Below are 25,300 nucleotides of genomic sequence, written 5' to 3'. Positions count from 1 at the left end.
CTGCGGTATGCCCGAGATCGAAGAGCAACCCGGACGCCGCCGCTCCCTCGCCGATGTCCTCGATGCCTGCCGGACCGCCGTGATCGCCGAAGTGGCGGAGACGGGACTGGGGCGGCTGTCGATCGAAGGGATCTCCCGCCGAGCCGGGGTAGCGAAGACCTCGATCTACCGGCACTGGCCGTCGATCGAGGAACTCCTGCTCGACGCACTCGACCACGCCCATCCCGTCGAGACGGTCACCCTCGACGGCGGCGGTCTGCGCGCGGATCTGCTGCGCTCGCTCGAACAGCTGGTCGGCTGGCTCGCCGGCCCCAACGCCGCCGCCGTCGCGGCGATCATCGCCGAGCGGCAGCGCCGGCCCGAACTCGTCGAAGCCCTCTACACCCGAGTATTCGACACCCACGGCAACCGATTCACCCGCACCGTCATCGAGCACTACGCCGAACACGGTGACATCGACGCACGGCTGGTCACCCCGGTCGTCGTCGACATCGGCGAAGCACTCGTGATCAAACATCAGATCGACACCGGGAATCTGCCCGATGCGCACACCCTTGCCGCGATTGTCGACCAGGCGATCCTGCCTGCCCTCGGCCTCGCGCGCACGTCAGAAGGAAGCCCTGAATGACCTCCATCGATCCCGTGGCACCGCCCGCCACGGTGCAGGTGAATTGGGAAGAGACGATCGGTACCTCCCGGACGACCCTCACCACCCACCTGTGGACGGCGCCACCGCTGCGCCGCGAATCGCCGATCCACGACAAAGCCTTCGACGCCCTGCGTGAGCTGCGTGTCGATTTCGCGCGCTTCCTACCGTGGTTCAGCCATCCGCGGGTCGCGGTGCCCGAGCTCGCTCCGCCGACCGCCACCGATACCTCATGGAACTTCGAGCTGCTCGACCCCTTCGTAGAAGACTTCGTCGAGGCCTCGGAGGGCAGGCCGATCGTCGCGAACTTCGCTACGATCCCGACCTGGATGTTCGTCACGCCGGAGCCCGTGGCAATCGCCGAGGATCCCGACGAAATCCACTGGCACTACGAGCAGGGCTCAGAGTTACGCGACCCCACCTGCGCTGAAGTCGCCGATTACTTCTACCGGCTCGCCAGCTGGTACATCGCCGGTGGTTTCACCGACGAGCACGGCCGACGGCACGAGTCGGGCCACCGCTACCGCTTCGCCTACTGGGAGGTGCTCTGCGAACCCGATATCGGCCACCGGCTCTCGCCGGAGACCTACACCAAGCTCTACGACGCCGTCGTAGCGCGGCTGGCCCCGCTGGACCCGGTCATGAAATTCGTCGGACTCTCCCTCAGCCACGTCCACCACCAGCCCGAATACTTCTGGCATTTCCTCGATTCCGCCAACCACGCCCACGGCGTCCGGATCGACGCGTTCTCCTATCACTTCTATGCTCAACCCGAGATCGCCAACCCCTTCGGTCCAGCAGGAAACGCGCCCAGCGAACACTGGCGCGACATCTTCTACGCCCAAGCCGACGCCTTCCTCGACCAGGTGCGCTTCATCGACTCCATTCGCCGGCGCCTGGCGCCCGATACCGCCACATTCATCAACGAATTGGGCACGTACCCGGCCGACGTGATGAATTCGGCACCCGAAATCCCCGACATGTATTGGGCGTTGAGTGCCTCGGTCCAGTCGTACCTGTGGTGCAAGCTCGTCGAACTCGGCATCGACCTGGTCGGCATCGCCGAGTTCATGGACTATCCCGGCATGATCCCCGGCGTCAGCCTCCTCGACTGGGAAACCGGCGCCCCGAACGCCCGCTACCACGCGCTGGCACTGCTACTACGGCACTTCGCTGAGGGAGATGCGTTGGCGGCCACCACAACTGGCGTGTTCCCGGATCCCCGCATCCACGCCCAAGCCTTCGTCACCGCCACCGGCCGCCGCAAACTCCTCCTGGTCAACAAGACCGCCGAACCGGTCACCGTGACCGTCCCCGACATAGGCGCGGGAGCCGACTTCGACCAGGTCGGTGCCGACGGGCATCGAACGACCTTGGCGGACAACACCGCCGTACTCGAGGCCTTCGCGACCTCTGTCGTTTCCTACTGACCCACATCGCACTACTGCGTGGGTAGTCGCACCGTGACGCAGAGGCCGCCGGCCGGGCGCGGGGTGAGGGTGAGGGTTCCGGCGTGTGCTCGGGTGATGCTTTTGACGATGGCCAGCCCGAGACCGACTCCCGCATGGTCGGTGCGGATGCGTTGGTTCCCGCGCTGAAATGGCTCGACCAGCGTGGAAACCCCGTGGGGGGTGAGCTTTTCGCCGCTGTTCTCAACGGTAAGCACCGCGGACTCGGCGTGCGCGCTGGTGGTGACCCACACGACGCCCTGCTCGGGCAGATTGTGGACGATCGCGTTGTGCACCAGGTTCGTCGTCAGCTGCAACAGGAGGGCGGGGGAGCCGAAGGCACTGGCCATGTCGCCGGAGGTTTCGAGGGTGATGCCGTGTTTTTCCGCGAGGGGCAGCAGTGTTTCGGTCGCTTCTTCCGCGAGCAGGGACAGGTCGACCTGCTCGCGGGCGAAGGACCGTTGATCGGCGCGGCTGAGCACGAGCAAGGCTTCGGTGAGGTTGATCGCTCGGGTGTTGACCGCGTGCAGCAGGGCCAGCAGTTCGCCGGTGTCGCGATCCGGATCGTTGCGGGCCACGTCGAGCAGGGTCTGGATGATCGCCAGCGGGGTGCGCAGTTCGTGCGAGGCATTGGCGGCGAATCGCTGCTGTTCGGCGACGTGTGCTTCGAGCCGCGCGAGCATGGTGTCGAAGGCGTCGGCGAGTTCGCGGAACTCGTCGCGGCGGCCCGGCAGCCGAATCCGATGGGCGAGTGAGCCGTCCGCGGCCGTGCGGGTGGCCTCGGTGATGCGGGTCAGCGGGGCGAGCATGCGGCCGGCTAGCAGCCACCCGCCCAGGAGACCGAATACCAGCAGGAAGGCCAGCACCACGGCCATGAACGGAGCGAAGGCGCGCACCAGAACCTTGCGGTTGATCCAGAAGTTACCGGTGGTGTCGAGCCAGCCGTCGGGCATGAAGTAGAGGTAGAAGACCAACCCGGCCGCGAGCACCAAGGTCCCGGCGAGCATGAGGAACCCGGCGTAGCTGAGGGTGAGTTTGAGCCGGACGCTCAAACCCGGAGCTCTATCCACGGGCGCCTGCCGCACGCTCGGTGTCCGGCTGGGTGCTGATGCGGTATCCGACGCCGGCCACGGTGGCGATGATCCAGGGTTCGCCGAGGCGTTTGCGCAACGCCGAGACCGTGATGCGCACGGCGTTGGTGAACGGGTCCGCGTTCTCGTCCCAGGCCCGTTCCAGCAGCTCCTCGGCGCTGACGACCCCGCCTTCGGCAGCGACGAGAACTTCCAGCACCGCGAATTGTTTCCTGGTCAGCGCGACGTAGCGGCCGTCGCGGAAGACCTCCCGGCGGAACGGATCCAGCCGCAGGCCGACGATCTCCCGCACGGGTGGTCTGCTGTGGGCGCGCCTGCGGTCGAGTGCTCTGAGCCGCAGCACGAGTTCGCGGAGGTCGAAGGGTTTGGTGAGGTAATCGTCGGCGCCGAGCGCGAACCCGGTCGCCTTGTCGTCGAGCCGGTCGGCTGCGGTGAGCATCAGGATCGGCATGCCGCTGCCGGAGGCGACGATGCGTTCGGCGATCTCGTCGCCGGAGGGACCGGGGATGTCGCGGTCGAGGACGGCGATGTCGTAGGCGTTGATGGTCAGCAGCTCCAGCGCGGTGTCGCCGTCACCGGCGATGTCCGCGGCGATCGCCTCGAGCCGCAGGCCATCGCGGATGGCCGCAGCCAGCAGGGGTTCGTCCTCGACGATCAATACGCGCATAGGTTCCCGATTCTCCCAGCCGGGCAATATCGGCGGCGTATCGAAAACCGCATACGGGCCGGCAACAGCACGCTGTCTTGACTGACGGCATGAACAACAGCAAACCAGCACGCACGGCCTCGCGCCGCATCCGCTCGACCATGCTCGCCGGTCTCGTCGTCGTCAGCGCGGCGCCCGTCGGTATCCTCGTCTACCAGTCGTTGAACTCCTTATCGACCTCTGCCGCATGGTCTTTCGACCTTCCGTTCGGTGACCGCCACGGTCCACCCGGTGCGGCGCGCCCGCACTTACCGTGGCTGAACGGCGAGACCGAGCCCGGGGGCACCGTCGCGGAGGGCGCTGTGCCGAGCGGCCTGACGGTATTCGACGACGAGATTCCGTCCGTGGCCAACCTCGACCCCGACCTGCTGGCCGCGCTGCGCAGCGCCGCCACGGATGCCGCGGACGACGGGATCGAGTTCGTCGTCAACAGTGGCTGGCGTTCGCCGGAGTATCAGGCCCGCCTACTGCGCGAGGCGGTCTCGAAGTACGGCTCGGAGCAGGAAGCCGCCCGGTGGGTGGCCGCTCCCGAGACGTCCGCGCACGTGTCGGGGGAGGCGGTCGACATCGGGCCCGCTGCGGCCGCGGCGTGGTTGTCCAGGCACGGCGCCGAGTACGGGTTGTGCCAGATCTATACCAACGAACCCTGGCATTACGAGCTTCGTCCCGAAGCCTCCGTGCGCGGCTGTCCGGCCCGATATGCCGATCCCACTCAGGACCCGAGGATGCATCAGTGAGCAGTACCGTCGACACCGACACCGCCTCGGGCGTGGCCGGCTGGTCTCCGTGGACGCGGATCGCGTTCCGATTCTGTGTCGTTTATTTCGGCCTGTACTGCCTGCTCCTCGCGATGATCCCGTTCGCGCTGCTCGGCCCGCTGAGTCGCTCGCTGCACGGATTCATCGGGCCGTGGGGGGTGACCTCGTTGCTGAACCCCGTCACCCGGTGGGTGGGCACCACGGTCTTCGGCGTCGACGCGGTGCTGCGCCAGGACTCCGGAGCGGGCGACCAGACGGCCGTGTGGGTACAGGTCTTCTGCATCCTGGTTGTCGCGGTGGCGGCCGCCGCTGTGTGGACAGTTCTCGACCGTCGTTCCTGCTACCCGCGCCTGCTGGCTTGGTTCACGCTGTTCCTCCGGGTCTGTCTGGGCGTACAGATGGTCGGGTTCGGGTTCGCCAAGGTGATCCCCACGCAGATGCCTGCTCCCTCGCTGGCACAGTTGCTGCAACCGTACGGCGATTTGAGCCCGGCCTCGGTGCTGTGGTTGCAGGTCGGCAGCTCCTATCCGTATGAAATGGCGCTCGGCGCAGTGGAAGTCGTGGCGGGGCTGCTGCTGTTCGTGCCCAGGACCGCGGTACTCGGCGCCGTGACAAGTCTGGTGAGCACGGCGCAGATCCTCCTGCTGAACATGACGTTCGATATACCGGAGAAGTTGCTCGCCGCACACCTGCTGCTGATCAGCCTGGTTTTGCTGGCCCCGTACCTGCCGCGACTGGCCGATGTGCTGGTGCTGCAACGCAAGTGCGAGCCGCTGACGCAGCCCGCGCTGTTCGCGGACGACCGGAAGAACCGCATCGCTGTGTGGATTCAGGTGGCACTGGGCATTTGGATCGCGCTGGGTGGCGGCTATGACCGCTGGGTGGTGTGGCAGGAACAGTACGGCGCCGCCAGCCCCAAGTCCGAGCTGTACGGAATTTGGAACGTGCGGGACTTCATCGTCGACGGGCAACCGGTGCCGCCGCTGATAACCGACGAAAGGCGTTGGCAGCGTCTCATTTTCGACGACCCCGAGCAAGCGACGTACCAGCGGATGAACGGTGAACTGGTGCCTGCGCACGCCGACTTCCGGCCGAACGGACAACTGGAACTCGCCACAATCGACGGAAAGACCGGGCCGCAGCCACCATTCGCCACGCTGACCAGTGAACGCCCCACCCCGGACCGGCTGCTGTTGCGCGGGAGACTGCAGGACCAGACGGTGGTGATCACTCTGGAACGCATGGACCTGAACAGCTTCACCTTGCGCAGCCGCGGCTTCCACTGGGTGCAGGACTACCCGTACTTCCGCTAGCCGAATGCGAAGCATATTCCGCTACCGGCACGGAGTGGCGCCGGCCACGATGCGATATTCGATGCCGCTCGGCCGCATTCGGACATTGGTGATCCGAGACGGGTCGCCGGTCGGAGTTTCCCTGTCGCCGATCAGGAAGCGGCCCGCGGATTGGCCGATAATCCAGATCGGTTGCTCTCGGCCGTTGTCGATGAGGCAGGCGGCGTAGCGGGTGCCGCCTGCGGTGACGGATTGCTGCTGCACGATCAGCTCTGCTGGTCTGCCTGCCTCGACCATGGCGCTCAGCATTCCGACGGTTGCGCACATGAGTAACAACAGCGCGAAGGCCGATCGCCATACCGGGGTGATTCGTGGCGAGAACAGCCAGTAGATCGCGATCAACGCTCCTGATCCGAGCGCGGCCATGATGAATCCGCGCGCGTTGACAATGACATCGTGCCAACCGATTTCGAAGGCGAACGCCGGGTAGCCGAGCGGTTGGTAGAAGAAGTAGGACGGCAAACGCACCATGGCTCCGCCGACTCCCGCCAGCAGGACCGAGGCGGCCGTTCGCCGGACGATGATTCGAGAGCCCGAACGTTGGCGTGGGCGCACCGCATCGATGACCAGAATCCAAGCCAGCAGTAAGCCAACGGTCAGCAGTGTCGCGGCGATCAACCGCGAGTTGAACCAGATCGTCTGCACCGAAAGGAAAAGCAGCGCCCCCGCGCCCGCCATCGCGATCATGCGCAGCACGAGAGTGCCCGCCGTCCAGCACATTCGGATGGCATGGTGGCGTTCCGCGCCGATCAAACGCGCCACATCGGTTCGGTTGGCGTTCGCCCAGCGCTCCGCTTGCCAACGCGAATAGCCCTGGGGCAGTGCGGCATCCGCTCGATGCACGGCGACCCTGGTGAATAGGTTCAATGCGCCGAGAACGAGCAGCAGCACAGTCGAGATGCCGATAAGACCCAAGGCCGGCTCCGGGCCGGTCGGCCGGTCGGGGAACCGGTCGGCGACGGCCACCCCGGCGGCTACACCGAGACCGCCGCTGGCGGCGAGTAGCCCGAATCGAACCCAGATAAAGCGTGCCGAGTCATCGGCGATGACGCGAATAGCCAGCTGGCGGAACCATAGTGGTGTGGTGCGCCGAAATATCCGAGCGATGATTCTGGCGCTCTTTTCGAGACAGTCATACCAGAAAGCCGGTATCCGAGTCAGTCGCGCCAGCAGGGTACGCGGCGGATGCGCAGGTGGCGGCTGTTGCTGCTGGACGAGAGGAGTAGGGGCAACCGAGATCTCGGCGAGTGCGTCGACCCGCTTACCATCGTGCTCGAGCGGTGCAGGCCGATGGGTGAAACGCAGGCCCGCATAGCGGATGCGCTCCAGCGAGGCCTTGTCGATGGCGGCCCGGGAGTGCGTATCGACGATATGCGTGTGGACGTGGCGCACCACCTCTTCAATTGTGCTGCTGGACAACGAACCTCGAATATCCCGTACGTAGGTGTCGCTGTCCGCATGCGTCACCGCCGACCAGCCGCCTGCGACGAGCGCCTCGCGCGCCCGCCGACGGTCGTCGGCGGAACCGGAGATATCGACTCGGCATCGGACCCGCGCCAGGAATACCCCGATCAGGTACTGACCGCGATAGGACGAAAAATTCCGAATCGCATTGACGCCCAACACTTGCCCCTATTGCTCGTTCAATTCGACGAGTTGACCGCAGGATACCGCTGCCGGGTCGCGCCTCCGGTGCTGGTTGCATGCCCAATTCGTACCGGTCGCACTACGATTCGAGCGGCCCCGCCGATAAAAGTAAGATCCCGACCGGTCGGAACGTGAAAAATCGACTTGATTATCCACCTGAGATTGCGTCGCATGGGTTTTCGGGCATCGGGTATCCGCCGGGCATATCCCCACCCTAGAAAGGTGTTTTCAATGGCAAATCGGCTTACTCGCTTCGTTTTATCCATGGCTGTCGCCGGGGCGGCGGCGGTTGCGGCGACCGGGCAGGCGGCGGCAGCGCCCGCCAGCGTGTCGATCAACGGCAACATGCAGGTGCTGGGCATGAACGTCCTGCATATCGAGGCGCAGGGGCAGGGGGACGGACCCGCGACCGGAACCTATCTGGCCGTTGGTCAACTCGGGAATATGCCACTGCCGGTGAAGGTCACCGGTCCCGTGACGTGCTTGACGGTCGTCGGCAATACCGTGTCACTGGTCTATCCGATCAGCACGGCCCAACCCGTAATGGTGTTCGCGCCTGACGCGATGGCCATCCAGATCACCGTCACCAAAGGTCAAGGCGGTCAGCCGAACATGATCGGTTACGGCCTGCCGATGCCGACGAACATGCTCCGGACCTGTAACCCGGGTCCCACCCCGATGATCTTCGACGGCACCATCGACATCCGCTAATCCGAACAATATTGCACCGGAACGTATCTCGACGCGGTGACGGCGCGCGTCGAGATACGTTTCTCACGCAGAAATGCGCACCGTCAGCGGAATGCGTTGCGGTAGGCGCGCGGCGCTGTGCCGACTTCGCGGGTGAAGTGGCGGCGCAACGTCATCGAGGTGCCGAAGCCGGCGGCCTCGGCGACTTGGTCGATGGGCAACTCGGTGGTTTCCAGTAATTGCCGGGCCCGGTCGAGGCGGGCGTGCAGCAGCCAGTGCTGGGCGGTGGTGCCGAGTTGGTCGTGGAAGTGTCTTTGCAAGCTGCGCACCGACATTCCGGCCGCGCGCGCGATCTCGATCTGGGCCAGGGGGCGTTCGAGATTCTGCTCGATCCACTCCAGCACCGGCTGCAACGCCGACCGATCGGTGGGCGGCGGGGTGCGCGGGATGAACTGGGCTTGGCCGCCGTCGCGCTGCAAGGGCATCACCAGGTATCGGGCGGCGTCGGCGGCGATCTCGGCGCCGTAGTCGTTGCGAACCATATGCAGGCACATATCCATTACCGCGGCCGACCCGGCGGAGGTGAGCACCGAGCCGTTGTCGACGAACAGCACCGTGGGGTCGACGTCGATCTCCGGATAACGATCGGCGAGTTCGGTGCAGGCCAGCCAGTGGGTCGTCGCCCGCTGCCCGGCCAGCAGCCCGGTGGCGGCCAGCGCGAACGCGCCGGTGCACAACGAGGCGATCCGCGCGCCGCGCTGGGCGGCTCGACGCACGCGATCGAGCACCCACTGTTCGGTGTCGTACGGCGGTTGCCCGCTCGCAATCAGCACCGTATCCGCTTCATCGAGTGCGGACGACGGCCATGACGGTCGCAGACCGAAACCCAGCTGGCCACGAGCCATGGCCGTCGTCTCGCCGTCTCCGCAGACTCGGATTTCGTAGAGCTTGGTGCCGTCGGCCCGTCGAGCTACCGCGAAAACCTGGAGCGCGAGCACCAGGTCGAACACCTCCACCCGATCCGGAAGTGCGGCCGCCACGACATGCATCTCGCCATCGTATGGCCAGGTAACGGCGGTGCAGCCCAACGCGCCGCGCCATTGGCACGATCTGATCGGATAGTGGCGCTCGCTGATATGGAAACCCGGCCATGGTCGGTCGACTATGAATATGGCAAATAGCTAGCAAATTCGAAATTGCCACTCCTGACCTCTAGTCGAAGGAGAACCCCATGCGTAAAACGATCCTTGCTTCCGCCGCTTTCGCCACCCTGATCAGCGGATACACCCTGGGGACGGCCGGCACCGCAAGTGCGGCGGACCGTGCGGCATCATGTGCCGAGGTAGTGCAGATCGCGACAAAGTTCAACAACGACATCGATGCTCTGAACGGCGACGATCCGCAATACACCGCCAAACTGAAAAAGGTCTACAAGGGTACGAGCGCCTCCTTTACCGACGTGGCGGCCAAGGCGGACGACGTTGAACTGAAGCGCACGCTCAGCACAGCCGCCGGTCAGATGGATCGGCTCAGTTCGGAATCCGACGAGGTCTTCCTCAAAACCCCACAGGACAAGAACTCCGAATTCATGCAAGCCTTGGCCAAGGTCGACAGCGCCTGCCCGACCCCCTGACCACCTCGCAAGCGTCAGCGCTCGGCCGACGGCACCGGTACGTCGGAGCGCGAAAGCGGCGGCTATTGATACTTCGGGAAACCGTCGGCAAACATAGGTCGGTTCGTTATGCTCGATTCCGCTGTGACCTGTCTCGCTCCCTAGTGGAAGGCGATCGGAATCATGAGCAATAACGCTATGAGTGATGCCGCTTCGAGCAGGATCCGTATGCGGTTCGACCTGCTGGATGCGAACGGGAACGGCGTGCTGGAGGAGGAGGATTTCCAGCTGCTGGCCGAACGTATCATCACCGGTCTCGGCGAACCGCCCACCTCGGCGAAGGCGCGGGCACTGGTGGCTGCGCATCAAGGCTATTGGCAAGGTTTGTCGGCCCACGCCGATACCAACGGCGATGGCGTGGTGAGCATCGAGGAGTACTTCGCCGCGGTCACCGACCCGTCCGCGAACACGGCCTACCTTCGACCGTATGCGGAGGCGGTCGTCGCGATGTGCGACCGCAATGACGACGGCATGATCGACCGGGCCGAGTACACCGATTACATGCGGCTGGTCGGCTTCGACGCCGACAAAGCCGCCGCGATGTTCGCGAAGCTCGACACTGCCGGTGCCGGCGAAATCCCCGCAACGGAGTGGGTCGAGGTGATCTGCAGGTACTACTCCAGCTCCGCGCAGGATCCGGTGGCCGACCTGCTTGCGAACGCTTGAACGCCCCGGTTGCCGTAGCCACCGCGACCACGACGGGGCCGTTCGACGTACTCGGCTTCGGCGCGATCGTGTTCGCGGTGGGCAACGCATTCCAGTCCGCCCATTTCTTCGCCAGTGCCTTCGGGATGTCGCCGGTGGCGTACCGAGGGCCGGAGACGGGGTGTCTGGACGAGTGCTCGTATGTACTGCGTTCCGGCACAGCCTGTTTCGTGGTTACCGGCGCGGCCCGAGCGGGCACGGAACTGGGTGAGTTCGTTCATCAGCATGGCGACGGGGTGGTCGACGTCGGTCTGGAGGTGTGCGATGTCGGTGCCGCCTACGACCACGCGCTAGCCCAGGGCGCGCGCGGGCTGGTCGAGCCGCATCGGATCGGCGATGCGGATGGGACTGTGATGCTCGCGTCGATCGCGGCGTACGGGCAGGTCCGGCATACCTTCGTCGACCGGTCCCGCTATCGTGGCGTCCATCTCCCCGGCTATGCGGCAGCGACATTCGCGATGTCCGGTGCCGCGGTCCCGTACTTCCATGCGGTCGATCACTGTGTGGCCGCCGTGGAAGCAGGCCGCATGGACGAATGGGTGGACTTCTACCAGCGAGTCCTCGGCTTCGCCACCATGGCGGAGTTCGTCGATGGGGAGATCTCCACGAAATATTCGGCGCTGCGCTCTCGAGTCGTCGCCGACCCGCGGCGGCAAGTGAAATTCCCGGTGGTCGAGCCGGCGGAGTCCGCCCGCAACAGTCAGGTCGATGAGTTCCTTCAGTTCTACGGTTGCCCCGGAGTGCAACACGTCGCGCTGGCCACCGACGACATCCTGGCGGCCATCGATGGCATGCGCGCAGGCGGTGTGGAGTTCCTGCCGACACCGGACACCTACTACGACGATCCGGAAATGCTCGACCGCTTGGGGCCCATCACCACGCCGGTCGCTGAACTCGCCCGGCGCGGCGCGTTGGTGGACCGGGACGAACACGGCCACCTCCTGCAGATCCTCACCCGCCCGCCACTGGACCGGCCGACCGGGTTCTTCGAACTCATCGAACGGCACGGCTCGCAGGGTTTCGGCGTCGGCAATTTCGCCGCGCTGTTCCAGGCGATCGAACGCGAACAGGACCGCCGCGGAAACCTGTGAACCCGGCGTCAGGGCTCGACGATCGGGATCACCTCGGGCTGGAACCCCGTCTGTAGCTATCGGGTAGCGAGTCGAAGCCCGTGGCCGGGGTACTCGCCTGGTATGACACATTTCAGGCGCTGGGGAGCTGTCTATGTGCTGCTCATGTTGTTTCTCGGATCGTGGGCCGCCCAGTTCTTCACTCAACTCATCGAATATCGCAACGCGCAACAGGACCATGGGCAACCGTTCGAATGGTCCGGCTACTGGCCGGACTTCCTGGCCAGTACGTTCGAGAACTGGCAGAGCGAATGGCTGCAGCTCGTCTTCCAGGCGATCCTGCTGCTGGGTGCCAAGCACTGGATCTTCCGGGTCGACGCGGAGAACACCGAACGCATCGAAGCCAAGATCGATGATCTGCGGGCGTACCTGGTTCCGCTGGAACGGCAGCGGCCGGTCCCGCACGATTGACGCCGAGTTCGGATAAGGCCGGTCGCCCCAGGCGACGGGCGCGCCCCTGTTATGTGTCGAGCACCTTGCCCGGGTTCAGCAGGTTGTGGGGGTCGAGGGTGCGTTTGATGGCGATCATGAGGTCGACGGCGGCGCCGTGTTCTTCGCGCAGGTACTTCTTCTTGGTGAGGCCGATACCGTGTTCGCCGGTCGCGGTGCCGCCTACCGACAGGGTGTGTCGGACCAAGGAGTCGGAGAACTGTTGTACCGCAGCATAGTTCAGATCGGTGTAGGGAACGATGGTGTGCACGTTGCCGTCGCCGATGTGTCCGGCGACGCTGACCGCAAGGCCGAGTTCGTCGCCGAGCCGCGTCGCGGTGTCGACCGCCGCGGCGATCTGTGAGTAGGGGACAGCGGTGTCGGTCACCATGAAACGGCTGCCGGGATGGCGCGCCTTGAGTGCGAAGAAGAGATTGTGCCGGTCTTCCCAGAGTGCGTGCCGTTCGGTGTGTGAGCGGGCCGCGGTGAGGTCGAGGGCGTTGTGCGCCTTGACGATCCGCTGGATCTCTTGCTCTTCGGCGGTGGCGGCCGGTTCCGACGACGACTCGATATCGATGAACAGCGCCGGTGTCTCGGCGTAGTGGTCGGCGCCGCGAAACGCGTTGAGCGCGGCCATACCCGGGGCATCGACGAGTTCGAGTCTGCTGACCGGCAGTGCGGCACCGAGCATCTCGACGGCCGCGTCGACCGCCGCCGCCACGGAGGGGAACGAAACGCGCAGCGAGCGCAGGCATTCCGGGATCGGATGCAGCCGAACCGTGAGTTCGGTGATGATACCGAGCGTGCCGGCCGAGCCGATGAGCAGATCTTTCAGGTCGTAGCCGCTCGACGATTTGCGGACCGCGCGACCGAGCCGCGTCACCGTGCCGTCGGCGAGGACCACCTGCAATGCAAGGACATTCGTGTGCATGCCACCGTAGCGAACGGTGGTGGTACCGCTGGCATTGGTCGCTGCCATGCCACCCAGTGACGCGTCGGCCCCGGGATCCACCGTGAACTGCAAACCCGATGCCACCGTAGCCGCGTTCAGTTGCGTGCGGGTGACCCCGGGTTGCACCGTCGCGGTGAAGTCGGTGGGGGAGACGTCCAGGATCGAATTCGACTGCGACAGGTCGACGATGAGTTCGTTGCCTTGCGCGAGCAGGTGACCTTCCAGGCTGGTTCCGGCGCCCCGGCAGATGAGCGGTGTTCCCGTGGCGCGCGCCCACCGGACCGTCGCGGCCACCTCGTCGACGTCGGCCGGGTACACGACGCCGCGCGGCCGTTGCCCGGCCCGGCCGGTCTCATCGACCGTGTACTGGTCGAGAATCGCTGGGCGAGTGTCGATCTCGAGGGGCGGGCCGTCGAACGCGGTGGTCATCGCGGAACCGACATCGTGCGCACCATGGTCCTCCATCCGGGCCGCCCTCGCTCGACCCCGTGTTCGCATGGTAGATCCCGCGCGTCGGCCGCCGCTGGCGATCGGCGTCGCGGAACCAAACCTATGTGTCGATGGAGGCGAGCTCGATGGGGCCCGTCAGAGGTGGCGGCAGCGTTGGTCGGCCGATATCAGGGCAAGTCCAGCACGGTCGCGGGGACACCGTAGGGCAGGAACCGCACGCGACGGTTTTCGTCGGTATTGTCGCGATGCGCACGCAAGGCCTCGAGTTCGCTCGGGAACACCTGCTCGACCCTGGCCTCGCCGGCGTCGTCGACGCGGTAGATGACCCACACCCCGCTGCCGGTCTCGCCGGTGGTCTCGTCCTCCGGCTTCGGCGGCTGCGCGCGCTCGGGCTGCACGAACTGGCCGAACAGCGACGCCAGTGTATTCACGCCGGTGCGGTCGACCTTGCCGAGGAAGTCTCGGATTTCGATCCCCGCCTCCCGCAACGCGCGTTCGAGGTCTTCCGGACCGATCCCAAAAGGTCTGTCAGGTGCCATCACATTGCTCCTCGAGACGGATTCGTCGCTTCGCCACCAGTGTCCTCGCGTAACCGTGATTTCGCCACGACCGGGTTGTTCCCGGCGAGGCGATCCTCGCGTCCTATGCCGCGGCCGGCCGAGATCCCGAGCCGCACGGACCCGCCGTCGGCGATTTATCTCGCCGGCTGAGCCGCGTCGGCCGAATATCCGACAGGTCTCGATTCACGTCCGGCAAATTCTCGGTGCCGCCGATAGGCGGTTTTGATAAAAGTGCATGAAGGCATGTCCGCCCCTTTGTGTTTCTGCACATATGCGTGCTCGGTAATGAGAATGCCGACTTACCACCATTGAGCTCTGCTTCAATCGGGCGGCGCCACCGGAGTGGACGCTTGACCAATTCGACGATCGATAAAATAGTGGCGGCCGGTTACCTTGTGCGGCAACGCAACCGGGGCACAGAGCAGCTGGAACCCGACCTCACAAATCGGCAAATCGAAAGGTGGGTTTCAAATAGATCCGACGATCCGGCCTCGAGCTGAACGGTGATCCAGGCAACAGTCGAATTAGTGTTACCCGAGGTTTGACTAACAGTCGTCTCCAGTAGATACTGCTTGCGCAAGCCGGAGTAACAACTCGACGGCGGCTCCGTCGAGGACTCGCTATTCGAATTCATAGGATGAACGGCGCGCAAAAGAATTCGAATGGACCGTGGCTGTGGATTGCCGATGGCTCGACACGAAGGTTGCCGATGTCTGAAAACCCTGTACTCAGTTCCACTGCGATCACGCTGCGACAGTTCGACTACTTCGTGCACGCGGTGGAACTGGGTTCGCTGTCCGCGGCGGCGCGGCGGTTCGGCATCACGCCGTCCGCGATGTCGCAGCAGATCGATGTGCTGGAGACCTCGTTGGGCCGCAACGTGTTCGATCCGCAGTCGCGCCGATCCAGGCTCACCGATTTCGGCAGGGCGTTCTTCGTCCAGGCCTCGAAAGTCGTCGAATCCGCCCGGCAGGCGATGGCCATGGGGGAGTCGTTCGGCGACGGCGTGATGACCGTCGGCACCACGCCGACGATCGCGCAGAAGCTGTTGCCGCCGCTGGTCTACCGGATGCGCCACGAACGCCATCTCGACAGCGTCGAGGTCAGGGCGTTCACCGATCTCCGTGAGCTCGACGCGACGCTGGAAGAGGGCGGCCTCGATCTCGCCGTCGGACCGCTCGGACAGGCCGGCTCGCGCCTCGTGCACTGCTTCGGCGAGGAAGAGCTCGTCGTGGTGTGCCACCCCAGCCAGCGCGGCAACTTCGACGGCTCGTGGAAACAACTGGTCGAGGCGCCGTGGATCCGCTGCGGCGCGAACTCCGATCTCACCGACACGTTGTTGCGTGAGGGGGCCCGCGCCGGTGTACCGATCCGATTCGCGGTCCGCGCGCCGGATGTGTCCACCGCGTTGAGCATGGTGGAGTACGGCGTCGGCATCGCACTGGTGCCGCGGATGGCACTGCACGGTTCGGCCAGACTGCTGTCGGTCATTCGGCTGTCCCGTCCGGTCCGGCGCGAGCTGGCAGTGCACGCGCGAGACAAGTCACCTCAGGTGGTGAAGTTCCTCGAGGTCATCAGCGACCCGGAACTCATCCGAAAGTTCGGTGTCGCAGGCCTATTGGCAACCCGGAACCCGGATCATGCAGCCGGGCAACACCGCCCGACCATGCCGATCGGTCCCCTGCCCACCTGACGTGCCGACGTTCTTCTGCTGCGGGAGAAGAACTTTCGAAGTGCATGGGACTTCGATTCCGGCCCGGCGGGGTGCTTCCGACTGGTAGTTTCAGGCTGCGGTGGGGGGAGTCGGACATGAGGGCAGAGCTCGAAGTCGAGACGCTGGAGCACGCGAACCCGGAAAGCACACAGACCGGCCTTGCTCGCCGCCGCGTCCGAACGGCGATCAGGGTTTTGGCGGCGATCGTCGCGGTGACGGTGATCTCCGGGTGCGGTCTCACGGTGCAGAAGCTGCCGTTGCCCATGCCGGGTATGTCCGGTGAAACCTACACGGTGCACGCGATATTCGAGGACGCGCTGAGCCTGGCGGACCAGGCGAAGGTGCGGATCGGCGGCTCGAATGTCGGAGTGGTCACCAAGATCAGCACCAAGAACTTCCGGGCGCTCGTGGACCTCACCATCAGCACGGCCGTCGAGCTGCCCGAGGGCAGCACGGCCGAACTGCGCCAGGACACCCCGCTCGGCGAGATGTTCGTCGCGGTGTCCACGCCGCCCACCGCACCGGGTGCGCCGATGCTGCGCGACGGCGCCACCCTCGGTCTCGACAAGACGTCCTCGGCCGCGTCCGCCGAACAGCTGCTGGTCTCGATCTCCTTGCTGTTCAACGGGGGTGGCTTGGCCGCACTCGCCGAGCTGACCTCGGAGCTGGACGCGATCGTGGGTGGTCGTGGCGGTCAGGTGTCCCGCCTGACCACCGAAATGACCGCTGTGGTCCGCAGTTTGAACGACAACAGCGCCCGAGTGGACGCGGTGCTCACCGAGTTCAGCACGCTCGCAGGCAGTATCGAGGCCCGGCACGCCGAGCTGGGCCGGGGGGCGGGCGCGCTGCCCGACCTGCTCGGCACGCTCGCCCAAAACAACAGAGCCATCGGCGATTTGCTGACAAAGGTATCGGCGACCACCGCGGCGCTAGGCGACTACGCCGATACCTCCGGTCGGCACCTCGCCGACCTGCTGGACAACACCCGCCGGTTGATGGGCGAGCTGGCCGCGGCCGGCGACGATCTCGGTACGATGCTGGATCGTATGCACACGCTGCGTCCCAAGCTGGACGCGTCCTTCCGCGGCAAAAGCATCGGCATCTTCTTCAGCGTGACCGCGCTGGACGTCAGCGCGCTGACCGATCCCAAGGGGCAATTGCTACCGGATCTGCAGGACTTCGTCGGCAGCCTGATTCAGGTGCTGCAACTCGTGCAGTCCCGGGTATCGGGTGGCCATCGGTGATCTGCGTGGGACGTCCTATTCGCGTCCTTGCCAGCCCGCCGGGTCGACTCCACCAGGGATGGGCTCGACCGGCTCGTAGGGCGCCCGGGTGAACACATAACTCACGAGCTCCAGCCGCTCGGCCACGCCGTCGGGCCCGCGCACGACCTCCATGCGTTCACCGGCGTAGTACCCGTCGAGTCCGGTCCAGGAGCCGTCGGCCTCTGGCCGGAACCGCGACTCCCGCCCGCCGTGCGCGAGGGCTTCGAGTGATAGCAGACCATCGGCCCGCAGGTGCAGCGCGATCGAGGCGCTGCCCCAGTACCAGGTTCCGGTGAGCGCCAACAGTTTCGGGTCCACCTCGGGCGCGGGCAACCACTCTTCGGGCAGGTTCGGTTCGTGCTCGGCCAGGATGTCCAGCATCCCACCGCCCAGCTTGCCGCGGATACCGCCGTAGGTGGTGTTGGACAGGAACAGCACACCGGTGCGGTCCTTCGGGTCGGCCCAGACCTCGGCGATGAAGCCGGGCATGGCCCCCGTGTGCCCGGCCAGCCGACGGCCGTCGCGGCGCTGCAATTGCAGGCCGAGCCCGTAGCCCGCGTCCCACCGGTCGCCGTCCGTGACGATGGCGGGCTCGCGCATCTCCGCCAGCGTGTCGGCGGCGAGCACGTCGCCGGTGTCGCCGCCGAGGAACGCCGCCCAGCGGGCCAGGTCGCACACCGTGGACCACAGCTGACCCGCCGCGCCCATCGCCCCGTGATCGTGAGCGGGCTCCGGCAATACGACGTCGGCCCAAGGATGCACCGCCCAGCCGGTGGCGTGTGGCGCGACGGGCGACACGGTGGTGCGGCCCATGCCCAGCGGGACGAGCACCTCGGCGCGCAAAGCCTCGAACCAGCTGTGGCCGCGCAGCTGGGCGACCAACTCGCCGAGCGCGGCGAAACCGACATTGGAGTAGTGGAATCGGCGGCCCGCCCGATGCAACAGTGCTTTGCTGCCCGGGTCGCCGTTCATGCTGTCGGCGAGGCCGGCCCAATCCCCGCCTTCGGTGCGCTCCCACCAGTCGCCGGGCGACTCCGCGCGCAGGCCCGCGGTGTGCGAAAGCAGTTGGGCGACAGTGCGATCCCCGAGTGGCGCGCCGGGCACGTGCTTGGTCAGCGGGTCGGCCAGGTCGAGCTTGCCTTCGTCGCGCAACCGCAGCACCATGGTGGCCACCATCGACTTGGTGATCGAGCCGATGCGGTACTGGGTATCGATAGTCGGCTGACCGCCGTCGACCCGGCCCCTGGCCCCCGACCACACCAGCTCGCCGTCGCGCACCACGGCGGCGATCAGCGAGGGCACCCGGTACTCCGCTTGCTCGACGGCGACCCGGTGCAACAACGCCCGCTCGGTCGATGGCAACAGCATCCTGCGACTTCCCTTCGGTACTAGGACGGATCGGCGTTTCCCGCGACCGGCAGCGCACCGTCGGTCGCCGGCCTGCTCCGCTGAGTCAGCCAATCATGTTCGAGCACGCCCAGTTCGGTGCGGGGTGGTTCGTGGTAGCACCACTCGCGAGCGATGCGGTGCCAGTTGCCGCTGGCGCGGAGCTTGCCCAGCAGGGCGAGGGTGCCGTATTCCACCCGGCGCGCGAAAGCGTGTTCGGCGGGCGCGTACTCACGCCGCCAGCGGTCGAAGTAGCCGCGGCGCGGGTCGACGAAGGCGAGCACGGCGTGCGCCGCGGCGTCCTCGGCGACCCGGATCTCGGCGTCGGTGAGCAGCCAGCCGGAGACCTCGTGCACCAGGCGCAGGCAGTCGTCCGCGCTGGCCAGCGAATCCTGCTCCAGCACACCGTATTCCACCAGTAGCGCGCGCATGTCGGCGCCGCGATACTCGGCGGCCGCTCGCACACAGTGCAACTCGAACTCGACTGCGGACTCGTCCATGTGCTTGAACAGGCCGAAATCGAGGAAGGCGACCTTGCTGTCGGCGGCGAGCAGAATGTTGCCCGGGTGCGGATCGCCGGAGAAGCAATGTTCCCGCGCCATGGTGCCCAGGTAGAAGCGGTGCAGGATCTCGCCGACGCGGTCCCGCTCCGGATCGGGCAGCGCGACGATCTCGTCGAAACTCAGACCCTCGACCAGTTCGGTGACGAGCACCCGGGCCGTGCACAGCTCGGTCACTACCTCGGGGATGCGGATGAACGGGTGGTCGCGGTAGACGTCAGCGACGAGCCGGTGATGCTCGGCTTCGGCACGATAGTCGGTCTCGTCGGCGAAATGTGTGGTGAGCTCGCGGAACAGCGCGTGGTCGGCGACCGCCGGCGCGACCGTGCGCAGCATCCGCATGACCAGGCTGAGGTTCTTCAGATCGGCCCGGACCGCGACGTCGATGCCCGGGTACTGGACCTTGACCGCCACCGGGCGGCCGTCGGTGAGCCGCGCGCGGTAGACCTGGCCGATCGAGGCCGCGCCGATCGGCTCGGGCTCGAACTCCGCGAACACCTCGCCGAGCGGGCGGGCGTAGTCGTCCTCGATGACCGTGCGCATCCGCGCGAACGGCAGCTGCGGCGCCTGGTCGTAGAGGGCCGCGAGCTTGCGCTGGAATCGTTCGCGCTGGGCAGTAGGCAGAGTTTCGATGCCGAACGCGGCCAGCAGATCGAACATCGACAGCAGCTGGCCGGCCTTCATGGCCAGCCCCTTCATGCTGCCCAGCACGGTGACGATGTCCTCGGCCGCGTCGGCGAGCGCGCGTTCGGTGCGTGCGATCCGCTCCGCGTCGGTGTCGCCGACCATCGACAGCTTGACGCCCGCACCGCGAACCGCCTGTCCGGCAACGAGTTTGCCGAACACGGCGCCGCGCCGCACTCGTGAGGTGGGTATCTGCTCCGCCATCGAACGCCCTTCCGCAGGGATCGGCCGAGATTAGCAGACGTCTATGTCGACTAATTCGCCGCTGGTTCGGTGCCGCGCAGCCCGGGGGTGAGCACGGCCAGCACGGTGTCGGTGTACCGGCGCCGATCGAGTTCGCCGCCGCCCTGCAAGGTGCGCATCACCGGGGGAATGGTCAGCGCCATCAGCATCCACGCGACATCGGTGGTGTTCACGTCCGCGCGCAGGACGCCGGCGTCGACGGCCCGGGACAGGAAGCGCTCGACCGCGGCCGCGAGGATGCCGCCGAGCCCGATCAGCCGGGTGTTGAGTTCGTCGTCGATGCCGGGCAGTTCGAACAGCATCGCCTGCATCAGAGCCGGGTCGGATTCGGCGATCCGGCACATCCGGTCCACCGCGCCGGACCAGGTCTGGACCAGCCGGTCGACGGTCATCTCGGACTCGATCGAGGCGGGCTCGAACACGTCGTCCGCTATCTCGGTGAGGATCCGATCGAGGCCGTAGTCGACCACCTCGTCGAGAATGGCTCGCTTGCTGTCGAAGTAGCGGTAGAAGGTGCCGTAGCCGATGCCGACCGCCGCGGTGATGTCCGCGGTCGACGCCGCGGCATAACCCTTCGTGGTGAACACCTGGTAGGCGGCGGCGATCAGCTCGCGCCTGCGTCGCTCGGTGTTCTGTTCGTCGCGCGGCCTGCCCGGCCCGCGGCCGCGCTTGGCTGCTTCGGTCATCCCGCACATCGTATGCCCCTGGCGGCAGACCTTCTCTTGCGCTTCTGTCTGAGACAGTTTACTTTTAGTGACATCAGCGTCGATTAATTGATCGCTGCTCGATCGGCTGTTCCGGCAGAGGACGACACAGGAGTCGCGGCATGATTCATTTCCCCTTGTTCGCCAGTGCACGACCAGGTTGTCGATCATGACCGTGACGGTGGTGACCGGGGCCGGTAGCGGGATCGGCCGGGCAACCGCCCTGCGGTTCGCGAAGCGCGGCGCGACGGTGATCGTCGCCGACATCGATGAACGCGGCGGTAAGGAAACGGCCGGGCTGGTCCGCGCGACGGGTGGCCAGGCGGAGTACTACCCGCTCGATGTCGCGGACGCCGCCGACCTGGCGGTGTTCGCCGCGCAGGTGTCGCAGACACACGGCGTCCCGGACGTGGTGGTCAACAACGCGGGCATCTTGATCTCGGGCGGCTTCCTCGAGCAGACCGGTGACGACTGGCGGCGCATGATCGCCATCAACATGATGGGTCCGCTGCTGGGGTCGCGGCTGTTCGTGCAGCAGATGGTCGAGGCGGGCAAGCGCGGCGCCATCGTCAACATCTGCTCGGTCGGCGCGTTCCTGCCCACACCGCTGGCGCCGTCGTATGTGACCGCGAAAGCCGGTGCGTGGCTTGGCACGCAGGCGCTGCGAGCCGAATTCGCCGGTCGCGGTATCCGAGTGAGCGCGGTGTGCCCCGGACTGATCGATACGCACCTGTCCGCCAACGGAACCCGGGCGGGCACAGACGAGCAGCACGGCACCGAGTGGGCCACGAAACTCGCGCGCGGGCAGCGCATCTTCGGCCGCTCCCCGGACCGAGTCGCCGCGGCGGTCGAGCGGGCGGTGCGCTGGAACCTCGCCACCGTGCCGGTAGGCCTCGAAGCCTGGGCCGGTTGGTATCTGGCGCGCCTGTCGCCGGGGCTCATGCGCGGCATCGTCGGGCTGGCCCGGATGCCGTTGGCGGAGCGCGCAGTTCAGCTGTCGGATCGAGTGCTGGGTGAGCGGCGATGAGAACAGCGATCGTCACCGGTGGTGGCGCGGGCATCGGGCGTGAGACCGCACTGCTGCTCGCGGACACCGGATATCGAGTGGTAGTGGCCGATATCGACGAGCACACCGCGCAGTCGGTGGCCGAGGAGATCGTCGCCGCGGGCGGGCGCGGGCATCCTTATCGGCTGGATGTGGCGAGCGAAGCGCAATGGGACACGTGCGCCGCGTGGGTGCGCGGCGAGTTCGGACCGGCGCACGTCCTGGTGAACAACGCGGGAGTCATGGATACCGGCGGGTTCTACGAAACCAGTGCGGCGCAGTGGCAGCGCACGGTCGACATCGATCTGATGAGCGTGATCTACGGGTCGCGGGCGTTCGCCCGGCAGATGATCGATGCCGGTATCGACGGGCACATCGTCAACGTCTCCTCCGGGGCAGCGTTCTTCCCGGCCAAGTACATCCCCGCCTACGCGTCGGCCAAGGCCGCGGTGCTGATGGCCAGCCAGGCGCTGCGGGTGGAGTTGCGGCCCAAGGGGATCGGCGTCACGGCCATCTGTCCCGGCGCCATCCGGACCGACCTGCTCGCCCACGGTGAGCGCGCGGGACTCGACGCCGATCAGCAGGCGGCCTGGCGCGCGGACATCGGCCGGGTCCAGAGTCTGTCGTTTGCCGGGCCGGACAAGGTCGCGCGCGCCATCGAACGCGCGATCCGCCGGAATCGGGCGATCGTGCCGGTGAATCCCGAGGCCTGGCTCGGGTACGGACTGTTCCGCCTGTCGCCCGGCCTGATCCGCACGGTCGGCAGCATCGGGTCCTTCGATCTGGCCGACAAGCTGCTACCCCGCATTCAGCCGTTGCTGAACCGAATCACGAAGTGAGACAGCCATGAAAGACACAGCAGAGCCGCAATACGAGGTCGCCGTGATCGGCGCGGGCCCGGGCGGCATCGCGGCCGGGGTGAAACTGCGCCAAGCGGGCATCGACGACTTCATCGTGCTGGAGCGCTCCGACGAGGTCGGCGGCAGCTGGCACGAGAACCACTATCCCGGTCTGGGCGTGGACATTCCGGCGCTGGCCTACCAGTACTCCTTCGCCCGCAAGGCGAACTGGAGCCGGGTGTTTCCGCTGGGGCCGGAGGTCAAGCAGTACCACGTCGACGTCGCGAACCGGTTCGGCGTGCGCGAGCGGGTGCGCTTCGGCGCCGAGGTCGATCGGGAGGAGTGGGACGACGACTCGGGGTACTGGAAGCTGCGCCTGACGGACGGGTCGGTGGTGACGGCGCGCTTCGTGATCAGCGCGGTCGGCGCATTCGTCCGGCCCAAGGACGAGGTCGGCATCCCCGGTACCCGGTCGTTCAAGGGTAAAGTCTTGCGCCCCAGCGATTGGGATCACGACTACGACCTGTCCGGCAAGGCGGTCGGCATCATCGGCACGGGTGCCAGTGCGGTGCAGATCATTCCGTCCATCGCGCCCGAGGTCGGGCAGTTGACCGTCTTCCAGCGCACGCCGGTCTGGTCGCTGCCCAAGCCGGACTTCCGCATTCCCGTTGCACTGCAACGGGTTCTGGGGGTGCCCGGACTCCAGCCGATGCTGCACGGCGGCGCGCTGGTGGTGGTCGATCTGGCGTTGCGCGCCATCGTCGGCCTGCCCGGCGGCGTGGTGCATCCGGTGATGGACCGCTTCGACGCGGTGTGCCAGGCGTTGTATCGGCGCTACCTCGCGCGTGTGATCACCGACCCGGCGACGCGGGCGGCGCTGACGCCGAACTTCGGGCTGGTGGCCAAGCGCCCGACCCTGTCGAACAGTTATCTACGGGCCTACAACCGGGACAATGTCACCCTGGTGACCACGCCGATCGAGAAGATCACGCCGACCGGGATCCGCACCGACGATAAGGCGCTGCACCGGTTCGACGCGCTCATCCTGGCCACCGGCTACGAGGTGTTCTCCGATCCGGAGACCTACCGGCCCGGAACAGTACTGGGCCGCAACGGTTTCGATCTGGCGAAGTTCTACAACGAAGAAGGCTTGCAGGCGTACCAGAGCGTCTCGGTGCACGGTCTGCCGAACCGGTGGACGCTGGTCGGCCCGTACTCGTGGACCGGCTCGGGCTGGCACGCCTTCGTGGAGATGACCGCCGATCACGCGGTGCGCGCCATCGGCGAAGCGCGTCGCCGCGGTGCGGTGTGGTGTGAGGTGCGCAAGGAAGCGGCCGACGCCTACCACCGCGAGATCCACCGCAGGGGCGAGTCGCTGCGCTACTACCTGGCCGATCTCAACGGCCACGTCCCGACCTACTACCGGAACTCGCAGGGCGACAGCACTTATGTCCGGCCCTCGGGGTTCTTCGAAGCGCGCCGGGGCAGCCGTCGATTCCCGCTCGACGACTACCGCTACCAGGTACCTGCGCTGGCCGGAGCGTCGTCGTGACCGCCGCGCCGCTCGCCCTGCCCACGACCCGCGACGGCGTGCACGTCGAGTTCGCCAGCCGGGCCAGCCTGCGGCTGCGCCTGGCGCACGCACTGCTGCGTGGCACGCTGCGGCCCGCCGTCGACCTGCTCTGCGTCTTCGCTGAGTCGGCCGCGCTGCGTGGCAGCCGGGCCTTCCGGATAGCCAATGTGGCCGAGCTGCTAGCGATCCCGTTGCGGCCTGCCCGCGGCACCAAGCGCCGAGCCGTCCTGTTTACGGACTTTCGCGCCGAATGGCTCTGGCACCGCGACCATCTCGGTCCCGACAACACGGAACAGGGTGCGGCCATCCTGTACTTCCACGGCGGCGGATTTCTGGCCGGCGGCCTGCACAGCCATCGCAGGCTGGCCGCGCGGATCGCCCGCTCGGCCGGTGTCGCGCTGCTGAACGTGGATTACCGGCAGCTGCCCAAGGGGCATATCACCGACACCGTCGACGACGCGATCACCGCCTACCGTCACCTGCTGAACAGCGGGTTCGCCGCCGAACGTATTGTCTTCGCCGGTGATTCGGCGGGCGGCGGTATCGCCTTCGCCGCCGCGCTCGCCACCCGCACCCTGGCGCTGCCCATGCCCGCGGCCATCGCGGCGATCGCGCCGTGGGCCGATCTCGACCCGGCCATCCGGCGGGAGCACCCGAACGATCGGCGCGACGCGCTGCTGTCGGCGCGGGCCCTCGCGGTGCCTGCCCTGATCGGCTTCGCCCGTGAGGGCGTGCTCGATCCGGCCTGGTCGCCGGTGAACCACGACTTCGCCGGCCTGCCACCGACGTTGATCCAGGTGAGCAATCTCGAAGTGCTGCTGCCGGATTCGGAGGCGCTCGCCCGCCGCTGCGCCCAAGCCGGTGTGCCGCACACCTTGCAGATCTGGGACAACGCCATTCACGTCTTCCACGCGGGCGCGGACCTGCTGCCGGACGCGCGCGCGGCCATCGCCGAGATCGGTGCGTTCCTGCGTCGTGTGCTCGACGCGTCGGCCCCGAGCCGGGCCACCGACCAGACCACCGCGGCATGACCCGCCGCACGACCACGGGT

At 66.6% G+C, this 25,300-nt stretch carries 24 protein-coding genes; 15 read left to right on the top strand and 9 right to left on the bottom strand.

Going from position 1 to position 25,300, the window contains the following annotated elements; all coding sequences use genetic code 11:
• Nucleotides 1-7 precede the first annotated feature (7 nt).
• Nucleotides 8-628, top strand: a complete 621-nt coding sequence (locus DBO33_RS24530; RefSeq protein ID WP_107657152.1) for a TetR/AcrR family transcriptional regulator — start codon at nucleotides 8-10, stop codon at nucleotides 626-628.
• Entirely contained in the window at nucleotides 625-2,076 is a 1,452-nt protein-coding gene (locus DBO33_RS24525; RefSeq protein ID WP_107657151.1) for a hypothetical protein, read from the top strand. Before DBO33_RS24530 ends, DBO33_RS24525 begins: the two co-directional genes overlap by 4 nt.
• Nucleotides 2,077-2,087: 11 nt before the next feature.
• Here the strand turns inward: DBO33_RS24525 and DBO33_RS24520 are convergent, their stop codons facing one another.
• On the bottom strand, nucleotides 2,088-3,146 hold the full coding sequence (locus DBO33_RS24520; protein WP_107657150.1) for a sensor histidine kinase: 1,059 nt from the start codon (nucleotides 3,144-3,146) through the stop codon (nucleotides 2,088-2,090).
• Nucleotides 3,147-3,156: 10 nt separating this feature from the next.
• The gene (locus DBO33_RS24515; RefSeq protein ID WP_107657149.1) at nucleotides 3,157-3,852 is read right to left on the bottom strand and encodes a response regulator transcription factor; all 696 of its coding nucleotides are present in this window, start codon (nucleotides 3,850-3,852) and stop codon (nucleotides 3,157-3,159) included.
• 89 nt (nucleotides 3,853-3,941) lie between these two features.
• Here DBO33_RS24515 and DBO33_RS24510 point away from each other — a divergent pair, with 89 nt between their 5' ends.
• A complete protein-coding gene (locus tag DBO33_RS24510; RefSeq protein WP_107660562.1) occupies nucleotides 3,942-4,628 on the top strand; it encodes a M15 family metallopeptidase in 687 nt (228 codons plus the stop codon).
• Nucleotides 4,625-5,962 carry a DoxX family protein gene (locus DBO33_RS24505; protein ID WP_234391012.1) on the top strand — a complete coding sequence of 446 codons (1,338 nt, stop codon included), beginning with the start codon at nucleotides 4,625-4,627 and terminating at the stop codon, nucleotides 5,960-5,962. The genes DBO33_RS24510 and DBO33_RS24505 overlap by 4 nt, the downstream gene beginning before the upstream one ends.
• Nucleotides 5,963-5,983: 21 nt before the next feature.
• On the opposite strand, the gene DBO33_RS24500 is transcribed toward DBO33_RS24505, so the two are convergent.
• A complete protein-coding gene (locus DBO33_RS24500) occupies nucleotides 5,984-7,624 on the bottom strand; it encodes a hypothetical protein (RefSeq protein ID WP_159080462.1) in 1,641 nt (546 codons plus the stop codon).
• Between the two features lie 195 nt (nucleotides 7,625-7,819).
• On the opposite strand from DBO33_RS24500, the gene DBO33_RS24495 reads away from it, so the two are divergent.
• Entirely contained in the window at nucleotides 7,820-8,359 is a 540-nt protein-coding gene (locus DBO33_RS24495) for a hypothetical protein (protein ID WP_234391011.1), read from the top strand.
• Nucleotides 8,360-8,442: 83 nt separating this feature from the next.
• Here DBO33_RS24495 and DBO33_RS24490 read toward each other — a convergent pair whose 3' ends face one another.
• A complete protein-coding gene (locus tag DBO33_RS24490; RefSeq protein ID WP_107660559.1) occupies nucleotides 8,443-9,387 on the bottom strand; it encodes a GlxA family transcriptional regulator in 945 nt (314 codons plus the stop codon).
• A 182-nt stretch (nucleotides 9,388-9,569) separates the two neighbouring features.
• Here DBO33_RS24490 and DBO33_RS24485 point away from each other — a divergent pair, with 182 nt between their 5' ends.
• The 4 genes from DBO33_RS24485 to DBO33_RS24470 all read left to right on the top strand — a co-directional run bounded on the left by DBO33_RS24485 (nucleotide 9,570) and on the right by DBO33_RS24470 (nucleotide 12,256).
• Nucleotides 9,570-9,971 (top strand): hypothetical protein, encoded by a 402-nt coding sequence (locus tag DBO33_RS24485; protein ID WP_107657147.1) that lies wholly within the window; start codon nucleotides 9,570-9,572, stop codon nucleotides 9,969-9,971.
• A gap of 162 nt (nucleotides 9,972-10,133) precedes the next feature.
• The gene (locus DBO33_RS24480; protein ID WP_107657146.1) at nucleotides 10,134-10,676 is read left to right on the top strand and encodes an EF-hand domain-containing protein; all 543 of its coding nucleotides are present in this window, start codon (nucleotides 10,134-10,136) and stop codon (nucleotides 10,674-10,676) included.
• Nucleotides 10,673-11,806, top strand: coding sequence for a 4-hydroxyphenylpyruvate dioxygenase (gene hppD, locus DBO33_RS24475; RefSeq protein WP_107657145.1), 1,134 nt, complete (start codon nucleotides 10,673-10,675; stop codon nucleotides 11,804-11,806). The genes DBO33_RS24480 and hppD overlap by 4 nt, the downstream gene beginning before the upstream one ends.
• A gap of 102 nt (nucleotides 11,807-11,908) precedes the next feature.
• On the top strand, nucleotides 11,909-12,256 hold the full coding sequence (locus DBO33_RS24470; protein ID WP_107657144.1) for a DUF6766 family protein: 348 nt from the start codon (nucleotides 11,909-11,911) through the stop codon (nucleotides 12,254-12,256).
• A 49-nt stretch (nucleotides 12,257-12,305) separates the two neighbouring features.
• On the opposite strand, the gene DBO33_RS24465 is transcribed toward DBO33_RS24470, so the two are convergent.
• Together DBO33_RS24465 and DBO33_RS24460 are read right to left on the bottom strand one after the other, a co-directional pair.
• Nucleotides 12,306-13,691: an FAD-binding oxidoreductase gene (locus DBO33_RS24465; RefSeq protein ID WP_234391010.1), complete on the bottom strand. Its 1,386-nt coding sequence runs from the start codon at nucleotides 13,689-13,691 to the stop codon at nucleotides 12,306-12,308.
• A 152-nt stretch (nucleotides 13,692-13,843) separates the two neighbouring features.
• Nucleotides 13,844-14,215 (bottom strand): hypothetical protein, encoded by a 372-nt coding sequence (locus DBO33_RS24460; protein ID WP_107657143.1) that lies wholly within the window; start codon nucleotides 14,213-14,215, stop codon nucleotides 13,844-13,846.
• A gap of 730 nt (nucleotides 14,216-14,945) precedes the next feature.
• Between DBO33_RS24460 and DBO33_RS24455 the strand changes: the two genes are divergently transcribed.
• Together DBO33_RS24455 and DBO33_RS24450 are read left to right on the top strand one after the other, a co-directional pair.
• On the top strand, nucleotides 14,946-15,929 hold the full coding sequence (locus tag DBO33_RS24455) for a LysR family transcriptional regulator (protein ID WP_159080461.1): 984 nt from the start codon (nucleotides 14,946-14,948) through the stop codon (nucleotides 15,927-15,929).
• Nucleotides 15,930-16,045: 116 nt separating this feature from the next.
• Nucleotides 16,046-17,194 carry an MCE family protein gene (locus DBO33_RS24450; RefSeq protein WP_107657141.1) on the top strand — a complete coding sequence of 383 codons (1,149 nt, stop codon included), beginning with the start codon at nucleotides 16,046-16,048 and terminating at the stop codon, nucleotides 17,192-17,194.
• Nucleotides 17,195-17,209: 15 nt separating this feature from the next.
• Here the strand turns inward: DBO33_RS24450 and DBO33_RS24445 are convergent, their stop codons facing one another.
• Genes DBO33_RS24445 through DBO33_RS24435 form a run of 3 tightly spaced genes read right to left on the bottom strand, consistent with a single transcriptional unit; the run spans nucleotide 17,210 to nucleotide 20,774 of the window.
• The gene (locus DBO33_RS24445; RefSeq protein WP_107657140.1) at nucleotides 17,210-18,583 is read right to left on the bottom strand and encodes a serine hydrolase domain-containing protein; all 1,374 of its coding nucleotides are present in this window, start codon (nucleotides 18,581-18,583) and stop codon (nucleotides 17,210-17,212) included.
• Between the two features lie 20 nt (nucleotides 18,584-18,603).
• Nucleotides 18,604-20,049: an ABC1 kinase family protein gene (locus DBO33_RS24440; RefSeq protein ID WP_107657139.1), complete on the bottom strand. Its 1,446-nt coding sequence runs from the start codon at nucleotides 20,047-20,049 to the stop codon at nucleotides 18,604-18,606.
• 50 nt (nucleotides 20,050-20,099) lie between these two features.
• The gene (locus DBO33_RS24435) at nucleotides 20,100-20,774 is read right to left on the bottom strand and encodes a TetR/AcrR family transcriptional regulator (protein WP_159080460.1); all 675 of its coding nucleotides are present in this window, start codon (nucleotides 20,772-20,774) and stop codon (nucleotides 20,100-20,102) included.
• A 187-nt stretch (nucleotides 20,775-20,961) separates the two neighbouring features.
• Here DBO33_RS24435 and DBO33_RS24430 point away from each other — a divergent pair, with 187 nt between their 5' ends.
• Genes DBO33_RS24430 through DBO33_RS24415 form a run of 4 tightly spaced genes read left to right on the top strand, consistent with a single transcriptional unit; the run spans nucleotide 20,962 to nucleotide 25,280 of the window.
• Nucleotides 20,962-21,819: an SDR family NAD(P)-dependent oxidoreductase gene (locus DBO33_RS24430; RefSeq protein ID WP_107660557.1), complete on the top strand. Its 858-nt coding sequence runs from the start codon at nucleotides 20,962-20,964 to the stop codon at nucleotides 21,817-21,819.
• Nucleotides 21,816-22,676 carry an SDR family NAD(P)-dependent oxidoreductase gene (locus tag DBO33_RS24425; protein ID WP_107657137.1) on the top strand — a complete coding sequence of 287 codons (861 nt, stop codon included), beginning with the start codon at nucleotides 21,816-21,818 and terminating at the stop codon, nucleotides 22,674-22,676. Before DBO33_RS24430 ends, DBO33_RS24425 begins: the two co-directional genes overlap by 4 nt.
• Before the next feature lie 7 nt (nucleotides 22,677-22,683).
• Complete coding sequence (locus tag DBO33_RS24420) at nucleotides 22,684-24,228, top strand: flavin-containing monooxygenase (RefSeq protein WP_107657136.1); 1,545 nt, start codon at nucleotides 22,684-22,686, stop codon at nucleotides 24,226-24,228.
• A complete protein-coding gene (locus tag DBO33_RS24415) occupies nucleotides 24,225-25,280 on the top strand; it encodes an alpha/beta hydrolase (protein ID WP_234391009.1) in 1,056 nt (351 codons plus the stop codon). Before DBO33_RS24420 ends, DBO33_RS24415 begins: the two co-directional genes overlap by 4 nt.
• The last annotated feature ends 20 nt before the right edge of the window (nucleotides 25,281-25,300 follow it).

This window comes from Nocardia suismassiliense (assembly GCF_900269665.1).
GTDB lineage: Bacteria > Actinomycetota > Actinomycetes > Mycobacteriales > Mycobacteriaceae > Nocardia > Nocardia suismassiliense.
Note: the sequence above shows the minus strand (reverse complement) of the source record. Positions and strands in the feature narration are given on the sequence as shown.

Excerpts from the sequence above, each read along its gene's own strand:
- DBO33_RS24425 (WP_107657137.1), top strand. The coding sequence starts at position 21,816 with ATGAGAACAGCGATCGTCACCGGTGGTGGCGCGGGCATCGGGCGTGAG.
- DBO33_RS24420 (WP_107657136.1), top strand. The coding sequence starts at position 22,684 with ATGAAAGACACAGCAGAGCCGCAATACGAGGTCGCCGTGATCGGCGCG.
- DBO33_RS24525 (WP_107657151.1), top strand. The coding sequence starts at position 625 with ATGACCTCCATCGATCCCGTGGCACCGCCCGCCACGGTGCAGGTGAAT.
- DBO33_RS24490 (WP_107660559.1), bottom strand. The coding sequence starts at position 9,387 with ATGCATGTCGTGGCGGCCGCACTTCCGGATCGGGTGGAGGTGTTCGAC.
- DBO33_RS24515 (WP_107657149.1), bottom strand. The coding sequence starts at position 3,852 with ATGCGCGTATTGATCGTCGAGGACGAACCCCTGCTGGCTGCGGCCATC.
- DBO33_RS24480 (WP_107657146.1), top strand. The coding sequence starts at position 10,134 with ATGAGCAATAACGCTATGAGTGATGCCGCTTCGAGCAGGATCCGTATG.
- DBO33_RS24455 (WP_159080461.1), top strand. The coding sequence starts at position 14,946 with ATGTCTGAAAACCCTGTACTCAGTTCCACTGCGATCACGCTGCGACAG.
- DBO33_RS24445 (WP_107657140.1), bottom strand. The coding sequence starts at position 18,583 with ATGCTGTTGCCATCGACCGAGCGGGCGTTGTTGCACCGGGTCGCCGTC.
- DBO33_RS24435 (WP_159080460.1), bottom strand. The coding sequence starts at position 20,774 with ATGACCGAAGCAGCCAAGCGCGGCCGCGGGCCGGGCAGGCCGCGCGAC.
- DBO33_RS24470 (WP_107657144.1), top strand. The coding sequence starts at position 11,909 with ATGACACATTTCAGGCGCTGGGGAGCTGTCTATGTGCTGCTCATGTTG.
- DBO33_RS24450 (WP_107657141.1), top strand. The coding sequence starts at position 16,046 with ATGAGGGCAGAGCTCGAAGTCGAGACGCTGGAGCACGCGAACCCGGAA.
- DBO33_RS24495 (WP_234391011.1), top strand. The coding sequence starts at position 7,820 with ATGGGTTTTCGGGCATCGGGTATCCGCCGGGCATATCCCCACCCTAGA.
- DBO33_RS24510 (WP_107660562.1), top strand. The coding sequence starts at position 3,942 with ATGAACAACAGCAAACCAGCACGCACGGCCTCGCGCCGCATCCGCTCG.
- DBO33_RS24430 (WP_107660557.1), top strand. The coding sequence starts at position 20,962 with ATGACCGTGACGGTGGTGACCGGGGCCGGTAGCGGGATCGGCCGGGCA.
- DBO33_RS24530 (WP_107657152.1), top strand. The coding sequence starts at position 8 with ATGCCCGAGATCGAAGAGCAACCCGGACGCCGCCGCTCCCTCGCCGAT.
- DBO33_RS24465 (WP_234391010.1), bottom strand. The coding sequence starts at position 13,691 with ATGGAGGACCATGGTGCGCACGATGTCGGTTCCGCGATGACCACCGCG.
- DBO33_RS24485 (WP_107657147.1), top strand. The coding sequence starts at position 9,570 with ATGCGTAAAACGATCCTTGCTTCCGCCGCTTTCGCCACCCTGATCAGC.
- DBO33_RS24460 (WP_107657143.1), bottom strand. The coding sequence starts at position 14,215 with ATGGCACCTGACAGACCTTTTGGGATCGGTCCGGAAGACCTCGAACGC.
- DBO33_RS24440 (WP_107657139.1), bottom strand. The coding sequence starts at position 20,049 with ATGGCGGAGCAGATACCCACCTCACGAGTGCGGCGCGGCGCCGTGTTC.